Source organism: Streptomyces sp. NPDC013455 (assembly GCF_040632975.1).
Taxonomy (GTDB): domain Bacteria; phylum Actinomycetota; class Actinomycetes; order Streptomycetales; family Streptomycetaceae; genus Streptomyces.
Genome location: NZ_JBEYCX010000021.1, coordinates 49,376 through 65,746, shown reverse-complemented (window position 1 = coordinate 65,746; position 16,371 = coordinate 49,376). Strand labels below are relative to the sequence as shown.

The window sequence follows — 16,371 nt, the reverse complement described above, 5'->3', positions numbered from 1 at the left end:
GTTGGACCGTCACGCGCCGAAGGCCTTCCCCTGGGCCGTGCCCTTGCCCTTCTGGGGCCTGGCACCGGCGCGCAGATGGACCGGGACGAGGTCGATCGCGGGCTCGCTGTAGCCCACGGACACGATCCTGTCGCCCTGGTAGGTGAAGCTCGTCAGGGAGGCGAGCGTGCACTGCCGCTTGCGCGGGTCGTGCCACAGCCGCCGCCGCTCGACGTACGACCGCACGATCCAGATCGGCAGCTGGTGGCTGACCAGCACCGCCTCGTGCCCGCGCGCCCGGTCCTTGGCCGCGTTCAGCGCGCCCATCATCCGTACGACCTGGTCGAGGTACGGCTCGCCCCAGGACGGCCGGAACGGGTTGACCAGGTGCTTCCAGTTGTCGGGCTTGCGCAGCGCGCCGTCCCCGACGCCGAACGTCTTGCCCTGGAAGACGTTGTCGGCCTCGATCAGCCGCTCGTCGGTGTCCAGGTCGAGACCGTGCGCCTTGGCGATCGGGGTGGCGGTCTCCTGCGCCCGCTCCAGCGGCGAGGCGCAGACATGGGTCACGTCCCGCGTGGCCAGGTGCTCGGCGACGCGGTCGGCCATCTGCCGGCCGAGCTCGGACAGGTGGTAGCCGGGCAGCCGCCCGTACAGGATCCCGTCCGGGTTCTCCACCTCGCCGTGCCGCATCAGGTGGACGACGGTGATGTCCTTGCTGTCGGGGGAGATGCTCATTCCGCCGTGGCCTCCGCAGCCGCCCGGGCCGCCGCCGGAAGGGCGTCGGCGATCTTCTGAAGGGCCCGCTCGTCGTGGGCCGTGGACACGAACCAGGACTCGAAGGACGACGGCGGCAGGTAGACGCCGTCCGCCAGCAGCGAGTGGAAGAACGCGGTGAAGCGGAACGACTCCTGCCGCTTGGCGTCCTCGTAGTCGCGGACCTGCCGGTCCGTGAAGAACACCGAGAACATGTTGGAGGCCGTCTGGAGCCGGTGCGCCACGCCCTCCTTGCTCAGCGCCTCGGTGACCAGGGCCTGGATCTGCGCGGACACGGCGTCGACGGCGTCGTACGCGGCGTCGTCGAGCAGCCGCAGCTGGGCGAGGCCGGCGGCGGTGGCGACGGGGTTCCCGGAGAGGGTGCCGGCCTGGTAGACGGGCCCGGCGGGGGCGAGGTGGGCCATGACGTCCGCCCGCCCGCCGAAGGCGGCGGCCGGGAAACCGCCGCCCATGACCTTGCCGAAGGTCATGAGGTCGGGCTTGACGCCCTCCACGCCGTACCAGCCGGCGCGGCTGGTGCGGAACCCGGTCATCACCTCGTCGGAGATGAACAGGGCGCCGTTCTTCCGGCAGGCGTCCTTCAGGCCCTGGTTGAACCCGGGGGCGGGCGGCACGACGCCCATGTTGCCCGGGGCCGCCTCCGTGATCACACAGGCGATCTCGCCCGGGTGCCGGTGGAACGCCTCCTGCACCGCCTCCAGGTCGTTGTACGGCAGCACGATCGTGTCGCCGGCCTGCGCGCCGGTGACCCCCGGGGTGTCGGGCAGCGCGAAGGTGGCGACCCCGGACCCGGCCGCGGCGAGCAGCGAGTCGACGTGCCCGTGGTAGCAGCCGGCGAACTTGATCACCTTCGACCGCCGGGTGAAGCCGCGGGCGAGCCGGATCGCGGACATGGTCGCCTCGGTGCCGCTGCTGACGAGCCGGACCTGCTCGACGGGCTCGACGCGGGCGACGATCTCCTCGGCGAGCGCGACCTCGCCCTCGCCGGGCGTCCCGAAGGACGTACCGCGGCCCACGGCCTCCTGCACGGCGGCGATGACCTCGGGGTGCGAGTGCCCGAGGATCATGGGCCCCCAGGAACAGACGAGGTCGACGTACTCGCGGCCGTCGGCGTCGGTGAGGTAGGGCCCCTTGCCCGACACCATGAAGCGGGGGGTGCCGCCGACGGCGCGGAAGGCGCGCACCGGGGAGTTCACGCCACCCGGGGTGACGACGGAGGCGCGGTCGAAGAGCGCCTGTGAGACGGGCGCGTCGTAGGGATAGGGCGTTTCGCTCATGGCACTCATGACGTGCGACTTCTCCGGCTTCTCGGACTCCGGTTGCGGGGTGACCCCCTCAGGGTAGGCCGCGTGCCCGCCGGACCGGGCTCGACCTCGGGATCGAGGCACCGCCATGGGGCGGGCATCTGCGAGACTGAGACCTGATACACAGAGCCCATACGCACGTACTCATCAGTGCCGGATGATCAGGGGCCGGACAGAACCCGTGGACTGTTGTTCCACCGCACGTTTCGGCGGGCGGCCGTGGGGGAGGTCACTGACACGATGATCGGGTTGCGCGGCGGGGGCCACGCGTCCTAGAAAAGCAGTCGGGTGGAGATATGCATCGCGGTGGCGGACTGGGCGAGGGGACTGATGACCTGGGTCCTCGACGTGCCCGGCGGGGAAGGCACCGGCGCGACGCGGAGGAAACGACCGAGACACGTCAGGAAGCACGACAGTCTGACGCCCGTCAGACGCAGGGTGTACCGAGCGAGCCCGAGCGGTACGACCGGCAGATCGACCGGGAGCTCGACCGCGAGCTCGACCAGCGGCAGGGCCGCAGCCTGGACCGGCCGGCCGACCGCCGGCTCGACCACCGGGCCGACCGCCTGCGGGCGGGGAGCAGGAATGGTGGTCGGGTGGGGGTGACGTACAAATACTTCGGCGCGCCGGACGGGGCGACCGCTGCCCGCGTCCCCATCTCGATGCGGCCCGAGGAACTCGGCGGCGACGAGCTGGGCATGAACGGCATGTTCACCAAGATCAAGCCGGAGACGATGGCCGCGATGGTCCTGACCGGCATCGAGGGCGTCCCGCTGCACAAGGTGCCACCCCTGGAACTGGTCGTCCTGCATCCCGACTACGCGGTCGTCAAACTCCCCATGACGGTCGTCGACCCGCTCCGCGGCATCGGCGAGGAGGCGGTGGGCGCCGCGGCCTTCATCTGGTCCACGGTCCCGGACCGCGGGGGCCCGCGGGACGCGTTCAACGTGTACCAGCTGCTGCACGAGTGGCAGGACTTCAGCCACCGGCTGCATGAGGCGGGGCATCAGCCGTATTGCCTTGTCTGGCCCTGAGCTGGGGTTTCGGTGGGTTCGGGCGGGGCTCTCGGGTCCCGCTCCCGCCGGTGCCCGAGGGGGGCCGTCAGGTGGCCAGGGCACATCGAGGACACATGGCGTTCCTCCGCGGAAGCCGGGGCAGGTGTCAGAGCTTGCGTGCGGTGATCAGCAGGGTGGCGGGCCAGCGGCCCTGTCGGGAGTCGTGGAAGTCCTGGGCGGAGGTGAGCCACAGGCCCGCGCGGTCGAGGTGTTCCTCCCAGCGGCTGGCCGCCCGGCCGAAGGGGGGGGAGCCAGGACTGCGGTCGGGCAGTTCCGGGCGGCTGTGATCAAGTCGTCGCCTTCCTCCGCTACATGCTCGCCCCTGCCACGTCCTCTTGGCGGGCCGGTTTCGGTGGCAAGTGGGCCACCTGCTCCCGGACCAAGCAGACGGGTGATCTCCAGCCGGCTCGCGGCCTGTTCCGGCATCCGGCTCCCGGCACCACTGCCGAGGAGGTCCGGGTCCACCGTCCAGCGGCTCACTTCCCGGGCACGGTTCGTCGTCCTCACCCAGGTCGTGGCCCATCCGCACGCACAGCACCGCGACATCGCCCGTCGGCTGCGGCAGCGTCTGCTCACAGATCTGCACTGCTCCCTCGGGGTCACCCTGCTGCATCCTGCCGACCAGTCAGGACAAGCCGCCTTCCCGCCCTGGGGCTGGCAGAACATGGGTGAGGTCGTGGGGCTGCACGGCGCCGTCGCCCCCAGTGTGCTGATCTTGTCCGCCGGAGGACAGCCCTTGGCACGCCGGTGATGCGGCAGTGCGACGGCTGCGTGCCACACCGCCTGCCACAGCCGGGAGTGCGCCTGCCGGCACTCGCCGAGAGCGGCCTCGACGGACAGGACGCCTGGGAGTCGGAAGGAGGAGCCGGACCCAGGTGAGCAGCCGGCCGGCTCCGCTCGACCGGCGGGCCGGGCATCCACGACCGCATGATGGAGCCATGGCACCGACAGATCCGTTGTCATCCCGGCCCACCCCCTCCCGAAGCGTGACCGCGGACGGGGAGGGGATGGCGGCGGGACGGCGCCCGGACCGGTCCGAAAGCTTCGGGGAAGCGCTCCTCGGAGAGATCCTGGACAGCGCGCACGAACTCCCGCCCCATCTCATCGGGCCCCTGGTCGCCGACGTGACAGAGCGGCTCGGTGGCCGCCGTCCGCAGGTGCTGTTGCAGGACTACGGCCAGTTGGTGCTCGTACCGCTGCCCGGTGAGGGACTCACCGGCGGGAAACCCCAGCCGATCGACGACTCCGAGGCAGGCCGCTGCTTCCTCGACGCCGTCCCTGTCGAGGTGCCCCAGGAGGACGGCGTCCGGGTCCATCTGCCCCTGCTGGACGGCGGTGACCAGGTGGGGGTCATGGCGGTGACGCTGGACAGCGTCGATGACGACGACCGCCGCCTGCTGCTCAGAATCTCCGGCCTGGTGGCCGACCTTCTGGTGACCAAGCACGGCTATTCCGACCTGTTCTTCGACGTCCGACGCGATGAGGGGATGAGCGTCGCCGCGGAGATGCAGTGGTCCCTGCTGCCACCGCTGGCCATGATCATGCCCCGGGTCGCCGTCGCCGGGATCCTGGAACCGGCCTACGACGTGGGCGGCGACAGCTTCGACTACGCGCTGAACGGCGACGTCCTCCACGTGGTCATGATCGACGCGATGGGTCACGGACTGGACGCGGCCACGATGGCCACCGTGGCCATCGGCAGCTACCGCCACGCACGCCGCGCCGGCATCGGACTGTCGGAGATCTACGCGTTCATGGACCGCGCCGTGGCCGAGCAGTTCGGTCCCGAGCACTTCGTCACCGCGCAGATGCTACAGCTGGACACGACGACGGGACGGGTGCAATGGGTCAACGCCGGACACCCCCCGCCGATCCTCGTCCGCGACCACCGCGTCGCACGGCGTCTGGTCGCCCCGACGACCCTTCCCGTCGGCCTGGGCGGTTCGGAGCCTCGGGTGAGCGAACTGGGGCTGATGCCCGGGGACCGAGTCCTCTGCTTCACCGACGGAGTGGTCGAGGAACACAAGAGCGGCGGGGAGGAGTTCGGGGAGGACCAGCTGATCGACTGTATGAACCATCTGGAGCGGACCGGCCGCGGCATCCGGGCAGTGACGCGCTCCCTGTCCCACACACTCAAACGGGCGCGAGGCGGACAGACCAGCGACGACGCGACGCTGCTCATGGTGGAGTGGCGCGGCTGACCTCCCGTCCCCGCCGTCCGTCACCGTTGCACGGCGGCAGGTACCGCACATCCCTGCGGCCACTGCCCCTCGCCGCCGGTGAACGCGGATCACTGGGGACGGTACCGAGGGCATCTCGCACACCGGCTTCCACGCCGGGGCGTCCCCGGCGAAGGATGACACCCGGGCCGCCGCACAGGTGGCCCGGAGGCGGGTCCGCACCATGTCGGCGACCTTGTACCCCACCCTGCCGCACCGCGAGCCCGTCGCAGCCCCGGCCACGCGTCTCACGCTGAAGACCGACGGCGCCTCCCGCGGGCTGTTGGACGGAGCCTGGTGGCCACGGTCCCGGGACCTGCTCAGTGAACTGCCGGCGCTCACGGACGTGTTGGATCCCCTGTGGGGCCGCGTCACCCGTATCGCCGTCAACCCGGAGCACTGGCCGGCCATCCCCCGCGAGATCCCCGTGAGCGGGGCTCTGGAGCACCCGAGGATCCGAGCATCCGAACCGAGGCGTCATGGCTTCCGGGTCCCGCTCTCGCCGGTGCCCGAGGGGGGCCGTCAGGTGGCCAGGGCCCGTTGAGGGCGCAGGTGCGTTCACGTCGGTCAGGACGATCCACCCGTCGGCGGCGAAGAGCTTCACCGCCGTGGACAGCCATGGGAAAAGGTTCGGCTGGTGGATCGCGCACACCCCGCCCGACGAGCTGACATGGATCAGCCCAGGTGCTGATGAGGCGGCTGTCGAAGCCGGCGCCCAGGAGGCGCTCGTACGCCGCGGTTGCAGGGCCGCCTCTCCCGGTCGACGGAAAGGAGACGGAGGGTCTTCCCCTCACCGTGCGGCTCGGCCCCGGCAGGGTGACTTCGGCCGGCGGGAGCCCGACATGCGCGCGGATCTCGCGGCTCCTACCGTGGATGAGTGACGCGGCCGGTGCCTGAGGGGTGCCCGTCGGCGACGGGAGGGCGTGTGAAGCGCCGAGTGCCGCGCGACCGGTTCGCGGGTCTCGGCGGCACCGCTGCTCCCGGTACCTGCCCGCGGAAGAAACGAAGGACCCAGGATGTGCCGCTGGATCGCCTACTCGGGTACTCCCGTCCTGCTGAGCCAGGTCCTGTTCGAGCCGCAGCGCTCCCTGATCGACCAGAGCCTGCACTCCCGCATGGGGGTGGAGACGACCAACGGCGACGGTTTCGGCGTCGGCTGGTACACGCGGGACGCGGACACCCCGGCGGTGCTGCGGGACGTCGGTCCCGCCTGGAACAACCGCAACCTGCTGGAGATCGCCCACCACGTGCGCTCGGGCCTGTTCTTCGCGCACATCAGGGCCTCGACCGGGACCGCCGTGCAGCAGACCAACTGCCACCCCTTCCGCAGCGGCCGCTGGATGTGGATGCACAACGGGTCCATCAACGGGTTCCCGCGGCTCCGGCGGGAGCTCGCGCTGGCCGTCGACCCGGCGCTGTATCCCGACATCGAGGGGTCCACCGACTCGGAGCTCATGTTCTTCCTGGCCCTCACCTTCGGTCTGACGGAGGATCCTCCCGGCGCCGTGGCCCGCATGGCCGGCCTGGTCGAGGAAGCGGGGCACGCGCACGGCATCCCGCACCCGCTGCAGATGACCGTCGCGGTGGCCGACGGCGAACGCGTATGGGCCTTCCGCTACTCCACCGAGGGCCGCTCACGGTCGCTCTACTTCAGCACCCGGGTGGACACCCTGCGCGCGCTCCACCCGGACGCCGCGTTCCTGCGGGACATCTCCGACGAGACCCGCCTCGTGGTGTCCGAACCGCTGGGCGACCTCCCCGGCGCGTGGAACGAGGTGCCGGAGAGCAGTTACGGCATCGTCCAGCCGGGCCATGACGCGCTCCACGCCTTCCGGCCCGACCCGGCCAGGAGCTGACCGGCCGCCCCCGGCGAACGGCCCGGCGGCCCGGCGGCCCGGTGTGCCGCGCGCCGGGGCAGGAAGACTGCGATGCTGGGTGAGGAAGTACCGCCCATGACGTGACCCTGACGGACAGGGGTGGTGAGCGCCGTGGCCGAGACCTACGGGGACGCGCGAGGACCGGCCGTTCCGATCGTGCCGGCCGTTTCGCGCGCCGGTCCCCCGGGAGACCCGTTCCTGCGCACCAGATTCGCCCTGCCCGCGCGGCCCGGGACGTTCCTGCGGCGGCAGCGGCTCGCCGATCACCTCGACCAGGCCCTGCGGACACCGTTGACCCTGCTCAACGGCGCGGCCGGGGCGGGCAAGACCCTGCTGGCCGCCGACTGGGCCGCCGGCCTGCGGCAGCCGGTCGCCTGGCTCACCGTGGAAGCGGGGGACCGGCGCCCGGGGGTCTTCTGGGCGTACGTCATCCAGGCCCTGCGTGCCTGCGGTGCGCTGGCGCCCGGCCCGGTCGGGTGCCCGGCAGACGCGTCCCGGGTGGACGACCGGCTCCTGGCGGCACTCGCGGCCGAACTGGACGATCAGGACCGGCCCGTGGTCGTCGTGCTCGACGAGTTCGACCGCGTGACCGCTCCCGACGTCGCGGAGCAGCTGGAGTTCGTCCTGCGCCACGCCGGGCGGGGGCTGCACCTGGTCCTCGTCACCCGCACCGAACCGCTGCTCCCGCTGCACCGTCACCGGGCGGCCGGCGAGCTGACGGAGATCCGCGCCGCCGAGCTGGCCTTCACCCCGGAGGAGGCCGTCGCGCTGCTGGAGCTGCACGGTCTGGTTCTGCCGGTGGACGCCGCGTGCTCCCTGGTGGACCGTACCCGGGGCTGGGCCGCCGGCCTGCGCCTGTCCGCCCTGGCCGCCCGGGAGAGCGCCGACCCCGAGCGCTACCTGAAGGAGTTCGAGGCGGACCGCAGTACGATCGCGGACTTCCTGCTGGCCGAGGTCCTCAAGGGGCAGCCGGCGAAGACCCAGGACCTGCTGCTGCGGGTCAGCGTCCTGGAGCGCTTCAGTCCGGGTCTGGCCGACGCGCTGACCGGCCGGAGCGACGCCGAGCCGATCCTGGCCGGGCTGCACCGCGCGAACGCGTTCGTCGAGCACCTCGGGCACTCGTGGTACCGGCTCCACCCGCTGTTCGGGGAGATACTCCGGGCCCATCTGCGCGTGCGCCTGCCGGGACTGGAACCGGAACTGCACCGGCGGGCCGCGCGGTGGCTGCGCCGGCACGGATGCCTGCCGGAGACACTCGCCCATGGCGCCGCCGCGGGCGAGTGGGATTTCACCGCCGGGGCCCTCATCGACGACATGGCGATCGGCGAGCTCTTCACCGGCCTGCGCTCGGGCGAGCTGATCCAGTTGTTCTCCCACATGGGGCCCGAGGCCAGGAGCCCCGCGACGGACCTCGTGCGGGCGGCCCGGGACCTGGCCCGGCGCGACCTCGGCCGGGGTCTGGCGCGCCTGCGCCACGCCGGGGAACGGCTGGCTCCCGAGGCGTCCGGAGCGGAGTCCGAACCGGCGCCCGACGTGCCCGACCGGGCGGCGGCCCAGCTGAGCCGAGCGCTGCTGGAGACGCTGGCCGCCCGGCTGACCGGGTGTCCCCCCCGCGCCGAGGAGGCCGCCCGGGCGGCCGATGAGCTGCGGCGGGAGGTTCCGGCGCACCTCTTGGACGAACATCCCGAGATCCCCGCCCTGCTGCTGACCCACCTGGGGTCGGCCCGTCTGTGGGCGGGGCGCTTCGAGGAGGCGCGCGCCGCCCTGACCGCCGTGGCCGGCACTCCCGGCAGGGCCTCCACCGTGCTGCCCCGGCAGGAGTCGATGGGGCACCTGGCCCTGCTCGACTACCTGAACGGCTGGCCCGGCCGGGCGGAGCGCAGGGCCCTGGCGGCGGTGTCCGAGGCGGAGCGGGCCGGCCTGCCCCAGCCCCCCGGCTCCGGCATCGAACGGCTGGTCCTGGCCGCCGTGGCCGTCGACCGCCATGAGCTGGACCGGGCGCAGGCCCTCCTCGACGAGACGGCCCGGCTCCCCTCGGGAGCGCCCGATCCGGTGACGGCGGGGGGACGGGCCCTCGCCACGGCGCGCCTGCTGCTGGTCAGGGGCCAGGTACGAGCCGCCGTCGAGGCGGCGGACCCGTCCGTCGCCACCGCCGTGGCCTCACCCTGGGCCGCGGGCCACGAAGCGCTCGTCGCCTCCGCCGCGTACCTGGCCGAGGGACGGCCGGACGAGGCCACCGAGGTGCTGCGGCGCGTGTCCGGCGACCAGCCCACGTGTGCCGTGGAGGCCGCGGCGATCCAGGCCGCCGCGGGCCGCACCGGGGCGGCCCTCGACCTGCTCGACGGCATGCGCTCCGAGGGCCCGGCCGGGCCCGGGGTGACCGTGCGGGCGGCGCTCGTGCGGGCCCGGGCCGCTCAGGGGGCGGGGGACACCGCCACCGCCCGCAGGCTCGTGGCGCAGGCGCTCCTCGATGCCAGGCGGGAGCGGCTGCGCCGTCCGTTCCTCGACGCGGGAGCGTGGATCCGGCCCCTCCTGGCCACGGATCCGCTCCGCGAGCTGGCGGCGGGCTGGCTCAGGCCCGGCCCACCGCGACGTGGTGACCAGCCCCGTGCGGGGTCGCCGCCCCCGCCGCTCGTCGCGGTGGAACTGAGCCGGCGCGAGCGCGACGTCCTGGAGCGGGTGGCCCGGATGATGTCGACGGAGGAGGTCGCCGCCGACCTGTACGTGTCCGTGAACACGGTGAAGACGCACCTCAAGAGCGTCTACCGGAAGCTGGCGGTGAACCGGCGCGGCGAGGCGGTGCGCCGCGCCCGCGACCTGCGGCTGCTGTGAACACGCGCCGGTGGAAGCGCCGGCGCCCGCCCCGCCGGGCTCCGCGGGACGGTCAGGGGCGCCGCCGGCGGCGGTACCAGAGCGCGCCGGCCCCGGCGGACGCCGTGGCCAGGAGGATGCCGACGGCGGGCCAGCGGCTCCCGGCGATGCGCAGGCCGGTCAGGAAGACCACGGCGGTCAGGACGATCGGCACGAGGAGTGAGACGAGGGCACGGAGCACGGCCGCCAGGACTTCCGGATCGAGGCGGGAGGTCCGGCGCGGGGCGGGGGCGGCGAAGTAGTAGGCGAGGACGCGGTCCGCCAGGCGGGCGTCGGCACGCCGGTAGACCACCGCCATGTACGGGAGCCAGACGAGGGGCGCGACCAGGCCGGCCAGGAAGACCACGCCGAGCAGCGACCACCCCCGGAGCTGGACGGCGACCCGCCGTACGCGCCCGCCCGTCTCCTGGCTCTCCCCGGCCGGCGCGACCAGGCCGAGGAGGTGGGCCATGCGCAGGGTGACGGTCCACAGGGCCGCCCATCGCCGCCGGCGGGCGGGGGCGCCGGCCGGGCGCGGGGTGCGGTCGAGCGCCTCCTGCGCCTGGCGGGTGGTCTCGTACACGCCCTGGAGGACGAGGAGTTCCGCGGCGCGGGCGCTCGCCGTGGGGTCGCGGCCGTCCAGGGCGGCGAGTTCCAGGACCGTACGTGCCTGGCGGAGCAGTGCCGCACAGAACGCGAGGGGGATGAGCACGAGGAACGGGCCGCCGACGACGGACCCCTCCGCCACGACGGTCCGTCGGCCACGAGCGACCACCCGGGCCCGGAGCTCCGCCTCACCGGCGTCGGGGTGGCTCCGCCGGAGCGAGGCGATCGCCTCGGGCACGGCCGGGCCGATGCGGCGTACGGCGAACTCGGCGAGGAGTTCGGGGAGGTGCCCGGGATCGGTGATCACCAGAGCCAGCAGCGGGCGTGCGTGGGAGGGCTCCTCGCGGGCGCCCGCGGTTCTCGGATGATCCCGGTGCGGCACATGTCGTATCTACCACGAATCACCCCGAACAGGGGCGAACGTCGGTCCTCCCTGCCTTCGCCGGGCGGCCGCCCGGCTCACCGCACCGCCGGAACCGGCGCCTGGCCGCACACCGACGCGGCGCGGCCCTTCCCCCGTGGCGGGTGAGGCACGGGGGCCGGGCGTGGGATGCGATGGAGAGAGCGGCGAGGCGGGCGCCGGCCCGGCCGCCCCGCCGTCCGCGGCCGCGTGTCCGAGCCGGGACGACTCTGCGAGGTGGACAGCGTGAAGCAGTGGCGGGCTCTGATCGTCCTCGGCACCGCCCAGTTCCTGATGGTCCTGGACACCTCCGTCATGAACGTGTCCATCAGTCAGCTGGTCGAGGACTTCGACACGGAGGTCACCGCCATCCAGGCCGTCATCACGCTGTACGCGCTGGTCATGGCCGCCTTCATGCTCATCGGTGGCAGGTTCGGGGACATTCTGGGGCGTCGCCGCATGTTCCTGCTGGGGCTGGTCGTCTACGGCGTGGGGTCCGCCCTGACGGCCCTGGCACCCACCCTGGGGGTCCTCATGCTGGGCTGGTCCGTCATCGAGGGGATCGGAGCCGCCATGGTGCTGCCCGCCATGGCCGCCCTCGTCGCGGAGTCGTACCGCGGGAAGGACCGGGCCGTCGCCTACGCGGTCATCGGCGGGCTCGCCGGCGCCGGGATCGCGGTCGGTCCGCTGCTGGGCGGCTGGGTGACGACGTACCTGACGTGGCGGCTGGTCTTCGCCGGCGAGGTCGTGGTCGTCATGGCCGTCCTGCTGTGCCGCCGGGTGATCGCGACGCCCGCCCCGAGCGGTCCGCGTCCCCGGCTGGACCTGGTCGGTGCGGTGCTCTCCGCGGCCGGACTGGGGCTGGGCGTGCTCGGGGTGCTGCAGAGCAGCACCTGGGGATGGGTGCAGCCCCGCAACCCTCCCTTCACCGTCCTCGGCTTCGCCCCGACGCTGTTCGTCATCGGCGCCGGAGCGGCCGTCCTCGCCCTCTTCCGGCACTGGGAGGTACGGCGGGAGCAGCAGGGCGTCGCCCCCCTCGTGCACCTGTCCCTGCTGGGCAGACCGGTGCTGCGGTCCGGCCTGCTGACGCTGCTGAGCCAGAACCTCATCCTGCTGGGGCTGTTCTTCACCATCCCGCTGTATCTGCAGGTGGTGCAGGGCTTCGACGCCTTCGAGACGGGCCTGCGGCTGCTCCCGGTGTCCGTGACCATGTTCGTGACCTCGCTGTCCGCTTCGTCGCTGGGGCGGGTCATGGGACCGCGCCGGGTGGTCCGGCTGGCCCTGGTGATCCTGGCGGTGGCGATCGTGTGGCTGCTGGCCACCATCGAGCCGGCCATCGACGACGCGCAGTTCGCCGGAGCCATGGCCCTGCTGGGCGTCGGCGTCGGCCTGCTCGCCTCGCAGCTGGGCAACGTCGTCCAGTCGAGCGTCGGCGAGGAGGAACGCAGTGAGGCCGGGGGGCTCCAGTTCACGGCACAGAACCTGGGCTCCGCGCTGGGCACCGCGCTCATCGGGTCCATCCTGATCGGTGCGCTGGCCCACGCCTTCACCACGCAGGTGGACGACCATCCGCGGCTGTCCGAACAGACCGCTGACCAGGTCGGTGTCGCCCTGGAGGCCGGGGTCACCTTCGTCCCCACCGATCAGGTGCGCTCGGCGGCCGAGCGTGCCGGGCTGCCGCCGTCCGAGGTCGGCGCCGTCACGGACTCCTACGCCTCCGCGCAGCTGGACGGCCTGAAGGCGGCGATCCTGGCCACCGGCGGCGTCGCCCTCGCCGGCTTCCTGGTCACGCCCCACCTGCCCACCGCCCGGGCGGGCCGTCCGCGGCGGCCGGACACCGAAGCTCCGCCCGGGGCGACCGGATCGACGCGCTGAGGCGCGAGGGAGGGAGTCAGCCGTGTCCAGGAACGGTCCGGCCGCGACCCGCGCGGAGCGCCGTGCCGAGCGCCGTGCCCACGCGGACTACACGGGCGGCGTCTACGGGTCCATGCTCGCGGTCTCCGTGGTGATCGGCGCGGGCTCCCTGGGCTCGTTCCCCCGCACCGAGCTGGTGCTGCTGCTGTTGCTGACCGGAGTGGTGTTCTGGGTCGCGCACGTGCACGCCCAGCTGTTCGGGGCGCGCCTGGCGCAACGGGCGCTGGACCGGCACGTCGTCCTGCACGTGTGCCGGGACGAGTGGCCGATCGTCAAGGCCGCCGTTCCGCCGGCCGCCGCGGTGGCCGTCAGCCCGCTGCTGGGACTGGACGTGCGAGGTGCTCTCTGGCTGGCTCTCGGCGTCGCCGTGGCCGGCCAGGTGGGCTGGTCCGTGGCCGCAGCCCGCCGCGCCGGTGCCTCGCCGCGGCTGACGGCCGCCACCGCGGCGGTCAACCTGGTGCTCGGGCTGCTGATCATCTCCTTCAAGATCGTGCTGAAGCACTGACCCCCGGTGTCCGCTCGCCGGGCGGCGGTCACCTGTACCGGGTGAGGTCCGACGGGGCCACGGAGGCGGACGATCGCATGGAGGGGCGCCGTCCGCCGCACCGAGGCAGTCCATGGAGGGACAGCTCGTGCGCTACGAGATCCGCATCGAGGGACACCTGTCGGAGACGCTGGCCAAGGCGTTTCCCGAGCTGGGCCACGTCGTGATGTCCGGCCAGACCATCCTGTTCGGCCCTGTCGTGGACGAAGCGCACCTCTACGGGCTGCTGGCCCGCTGCCAGTCACTGGGACTCAGGGTCGTGGAGATGCGCCAGCTGCCGGAGTGACGGGGGCCCGGTGCGGGCGCCCGCGTCCGGCCCTCTCGGACCGGGGCGCTCAGAGCCGCTCCGCCCTGATCCGGCCGGATCGGCAGGCGGCCTCCAGCGCCCGGTGGTCCCGTTCGTTCTGGTCGGCGTAGGACTGGGCGAACTCCGTGAGCGCCCGGTCGAAGCGGTCGCCGGCGCCCAGGTAGGCGGCGATGGCGACGGGATCGCCCGAGCGGGCGTGCGCCCGGGCCAGGGACGCCCCGCACAGCCGGCCGAAGAGGGCGAGCAGGCCCGGTTCCATGGTCTCCGGCCGGGCGATGCCCTTCCAGTCCCACAGCTGGCGCACGTAGAAGTCCCGCTCCCGCCCGTCGAGGCCGGTCACGCGCGTCCAGCCCAGGAAGATGTCACTGGTCGTCTGCATCAGCCGCTGTCCGGTGACCACGCGTCGCCCCTGGTTGCCGTAGCGGTCGCCGCCCGTGTGGGCGGACAGCACCGACTCCTGGGCTTCCTTGGCCTGGAGCAGCAGCGGATCGTCGTCGTCCCTGCCGAGCAGGAGCAGGATCCAGCAGCGCGTACCGACGCTGCCGACGCCCACCACCTTCCGGGCCATGTCCACCAGGCGGTAGTGGCGCAGCAGGTGGCGGCGTTCGGGCGGCAGGGTGCGCGCGTACCCGTCCACCAGGGTCCGCAGCTCGTCCTCGCGCCCCTCTTCGGAGGGATCGTCCAGCAGCTGGCCGAGCGGAGTGACCAGTGGCGGGTCGGGGGTGATGCGGCGACCCTGTGCCGTGGTCTCGGTGAGCTTGGCGAAGGCGCGCAGATGGGTACGCGCACGGGCCCGCTCCGCCGCCCGGGCGCCACGGAGTGCCGCCGCCGCCTCCCTCGACGAGGTCATCAGCTCCCGCAGCCGGTCGGCGTCGTCCTGGGCGTACCAGATGTCCAGGGTGCGCATCCCGGCGAACTCGCGCATCCGCTCCCGGTACGCCCGCACGCAGGCGCGCACGATGCCGTTCTGCTCCTTCAGCGAGAAGCCGTTCGCCCGGGCCGCCGTCACGAAACCGGCCGCCAGCCGTTTGACGTCCCACTCGAACGGTCCGGGCAGGGTCTCGTCGAAGTCGTTGATGTCGAAGACCAGGCGGCGCTCCGGCGAGGCGAGCAGCCGGAAGTTCAGGGGGTGGGCGTCCCCGCAGAGCTGCACCTGGAGCCCGGTGCGGGGCAGGGGTGCCAGGTCGGCCGCCATGATCGCGGCGGCGCCGCGATAGAAGCGGAACGGCGACTCCAGCATGCGGCCGTAGCGGATCGGCACCAGCTCGGGCACCCGCTCGGCCGACTGCCGCTCCACCACCTCGACCGGGTCGGGTCGGCACCGCGCGGTCTCGTACCGGCCGTGCGACGAGCGCGACGCCCGTCGGCGCGCGTTCCTGCCGTACGCCGCTCGCTCGGACGGGGACAGGGACGCGGTGAAAGCGCTCGGCACGGTCATGGTTCCGGTGGAAGCGCCCGGCACGGTCATGGTTCCGCCTCCTCGTCCGGCGTTCCGGTGCCGGAGCCCGCCCGCGCCGCGGGTCCGCGGCGCTGCCGGCGCAGCCCCGCCTGGACCGCGCTCGCCAGCACCCGGGCCGCGACGCCGACGAGCAGCAGCCCTCCCGCCATCTGCAGCATCACGAGCACACGCCCGGTCTGGGACCGGGCGGTGATGTCCCCGTAGCCGACCGTGCTGAAGGTGGTCAGAGTGAAGTACAAGGCATCCGTCCTGGTCAGCGGCTCGCTGAAGGAGCCCGGGGCGGTGCGGTCGAGCAGGTGGTAGGCGCCGGCGAAGAGGATCAGGAACAGCGCCAGCGTGGCGGCCAGGGCCTCGACGGCCCGCAGCCGCGGGTGCGGTGAGCGCGCGATGACCCGCACCTCCCATCCGAACACCAGCAGCACCGCCAGCAGGCCGCACACGAGCAGCGCCGACGCGCCGACCGTGCCGCGCTCGTCCAGAGGCAGCAGGTAGTAGGCGGCGACGAGGCCGACCGTGATGAGCACGGCGCGGGCGACGGCGACGACCGCCGCCCAGTGACGGGGGCGGAGCCGCCGGAGCGGCCGGCCCGCGTCCGGCCCGGACCGGGACCGGTCCGCCCGTCCGGTGTGCGGATCGCTCATGTCGTGCCTTCCCGCTCCCTCCGGCCGTGTCCTCCCGCGCCCTCCAGCCGGGCCGGCTCGCTTGCTCCGGCCCTGCCGGCTCGTTCGCACGGCCGTGCCCGCTCGCTCTCTCCGGCTGCGCCGGCTCGCTGTCTCCGGCTGCGTCGGCTCGCTGTCTCCGGCTGCGTCGGCTCGCTGTCTCGGCTGTGTCGGCTCGCTCCCTCCGGCTGTGTCGGCTCGCTGTCTCGGCTGTGTCGGCTCGCTCCCTCCGGCCCCGGAAGGCGGGTGGGCCGGGCGCCGGGAGATGTCCAGCTCACCCCCGCCCGCGGCGGCGATGGATCACCCGTGGTGGGTGAGCCGGTCACCGGGCGGCGGGCGTGACCCTGAAGCGGTCGGGCGCTCGCGCACCGGCCCCCCACCCCGCCCCGTCGGCTTCCGGAGGCGACGGCTGACCATGCGAGGA

General features: G+C 73.3%; 13 protein-coding genes and 2 pseudogenes. 9 read left to right on the top strand and 6 right to left on the bottom strand.

The window, feature by feature from the left end; genetic code table 11:
- Nucleotides 1–9 precede the first annotated feature (9 nt).
- A complete protein-coding gene (locus ABZ576_RS28130; protein ID WP_360746626.1) occupies nucleotides 10–714 on the bottom strand; it encodes a histidine phosphatase family protein in 705 nt (234 codons plus the stop codon).
- Nucleotides 711–2,030, bottom strand: coding sequence for a glutamate-1-semialdehyde 2,1-aminomutase (gene hemL / locus ABZ576_RS28125; protein WP_360746857.1), 1,320 nt, complete (start codon nucleotides 2,028–2,030; stop codon nucleotides 711–713). Before hemL ends, ABZ576_RS28130 begins: the two co-directional genes overlap by 4 nt.
- 623 nt (nucleotides 2,031–2,653) lie before the next feature.
- Between hemL and ABZ576_RS28120 the strand changes: the two genes are divergently transcribed.
- The gene (locus ABZ576_RS28120) at nucleotides 2,654–3,091 is read left to right on the top strand and encodes a hypothetical protein (RefSeq protein WP_003974483.1); all 438 of its coding nucleotides are present in this window, start codon (nucleotides 2,654–2,656) and stop codon (nucleotides 3,089–3,091) included.
- Between the two features lie 127 nt (nucleotides 3,092–3,218).
- On the opposite strand, the pseudogene ABZ576_RS28115 reads toward ABZ576_RS28120, so the two are convergent.
- Nucleotides 3,219–3,335 (bottom strand): annotated as a pseudogene (locus ABZ576_RS28115) (SAM-dependent methyltransferase); the annotation flags it as partial.
- Nucleotides 3,336–3,503: 168 nt separating this feature from the next.
- Here ABZ576_RS28115 and ABZ576_RS28110 point away from each other — a divergent pair.
- From ABZ576_RS28110 to ABZ576_RS28090, 5 genes and pseudogenes are all read left to right on the top strand, one after another.
- A complete protein-coding gene (locus tag ABZ576_RS28110; protein WP_360746623.1) occupies nucleotides 3,504–3,863 on the top strand; it encodes a hypothetical protein in 360 nt (119 codons plus the stop codon).
- A 256-nt stretch (nucleotides 3,864–4,119) separates the two neighbouring features.
- Nucleotides 4,120–5,313, top strand: a complete 1,194-nt coding sequence (locus ABZ576_RS28105) for a PP2C family protein-serine/threonine phosphatase (protein WP_360746854.1) — start codon at nucleotides 4,120–4,122, stop codon at nucleotides 5,311–5,313.
- Between the two features lie 202 nt (nucleotides 5,314–5,515).
- Nucleotides 5,516–5,767: pseudogene (locus ABZ576_RS28100) on the top strand (DUF5994 family protein); the annotation flags it as partial.
- A gap of 580 nt (nucleotides 5,768–6,347) precedes the next feature.
- Nucleotides 6,348–7,187, top strand: coding sequence for a class II glutamine amidotransferase (locus tag ABZ576_RS28095; RefSeq protein ID WP_360746620.1), 840 nt, complete (start codon nucleotides 6,348–6,350; stop codon nucleotides 7,185–7,187).
- A gap of 132 nt (nucleotides 7,188–7,319) precedes the next feature.
- Entirely contained in the window at nucleotides 7,320–10,040 is a 2,721-nt protein-coding gene (locus tag ABZ576_RS28090; protein ID WP_360746617.1) for a LuxR C-terminal-related transcriptional regulator, read from the top strand.
- Between the two features lie 52 nt (nucleotides 10,041–10,092).
- Here the strand turns inward: ABZ576_RS28090 and ABZ576_RS28085 are convergent, their stop codons facing one another.
- The gene (locus ABZ576_RS28085) at nucleotides 10,093–10,971 is read right to left on the bottom strand and encodes a hypothetical protein (RefSeq protein WP_360746614.1); all 879 of its coding nucleotides are present in this window, start codon (nucleotides 10,969–10,971) and stop codon (nucleotides 10,093–10,095) included.
- 339 nt (nucleotides 10,972–11,310) lie between these two features.
- On the opposite strand from ABZ576_RS28085, the gene ABZ576_RS28080 reads away from it, so the two are divergent.
- The 3 genes from ABZ576_RS28080 (at nucleotide 11,311) to ABZ576_RS28070 (ending at nucleotide 13,808) form a co-directional block, all read left to right on the top strand.
- Nucleotides 11,311–12,939 (top strand): MFS transporter, encoded by a 1,629-nt coding sequence (locus ABZ576_RS28080; protein ID WP_360746611.1) that lies wholly within the window; start codon nucleotides 11,311–11,313, stop codon nucleotides 12,937–12,939.
- A 22-nt stretch (nucleotides 12,940–12,961) separates the two neighbouring features.
- Complete coding sequence (locus tag ABZ576_RS28075) at nucleotides 12,962–13,483, top strand: hypothetical protein (protein WP_360746608.1); 522 nt, start codon at nucleotides 12,962–12,964, stop codon at nucleotides 13,481–13,483.
- A 127-nt stretch (nucleotides 13,484–13,610) separates the two neighbouring features.
- Nucleotides 13,611–13,808, top strand: coding sequence for a hypothetical protein (locus ABZ576_RS28070; RefSeq protein ID WP_360746851.1), 198 nt, complete (start codon nucleotides 13,611–13,613; stop codon nucleotides 13,806–13,808).
- Nucleotides 13,809–13,857: 49 nt separating this feature from the next.
- Here ABZ576_RS28070 and ABZ576_RS28065 read toward each other — a convergent pair whose 3' ends face one another.
- On the bottom strand, nucleotides 13,858–15,267 hold the full coding sequence (locus tag ABZ576_RS28065; protein ID WP_360746848.1) for a DUF2252 domain-containing protein: 1,410 nt from the start codon (nucleotides 15,265–15,267) through the stop codon (nucleotides 13,858–13,860).
- A 26-nt stretch (nucleotides 15,268–15,293) separates the two neighbouring features.
- Nucleotides 15,294–15,929: a potassium channel family protein gene (locus ABZ576_RS28060; RefSeq protein ID WP_360746605.1), complete on the bottom strand. Its 636-nt coding sequence runs from the start codon at nucleotides 15,927–15,929 to the stop codon at nucleotides 15,294–15,296.
- Nucleotides 15,930–16,371: the final 442 nt, after the last annotated feature.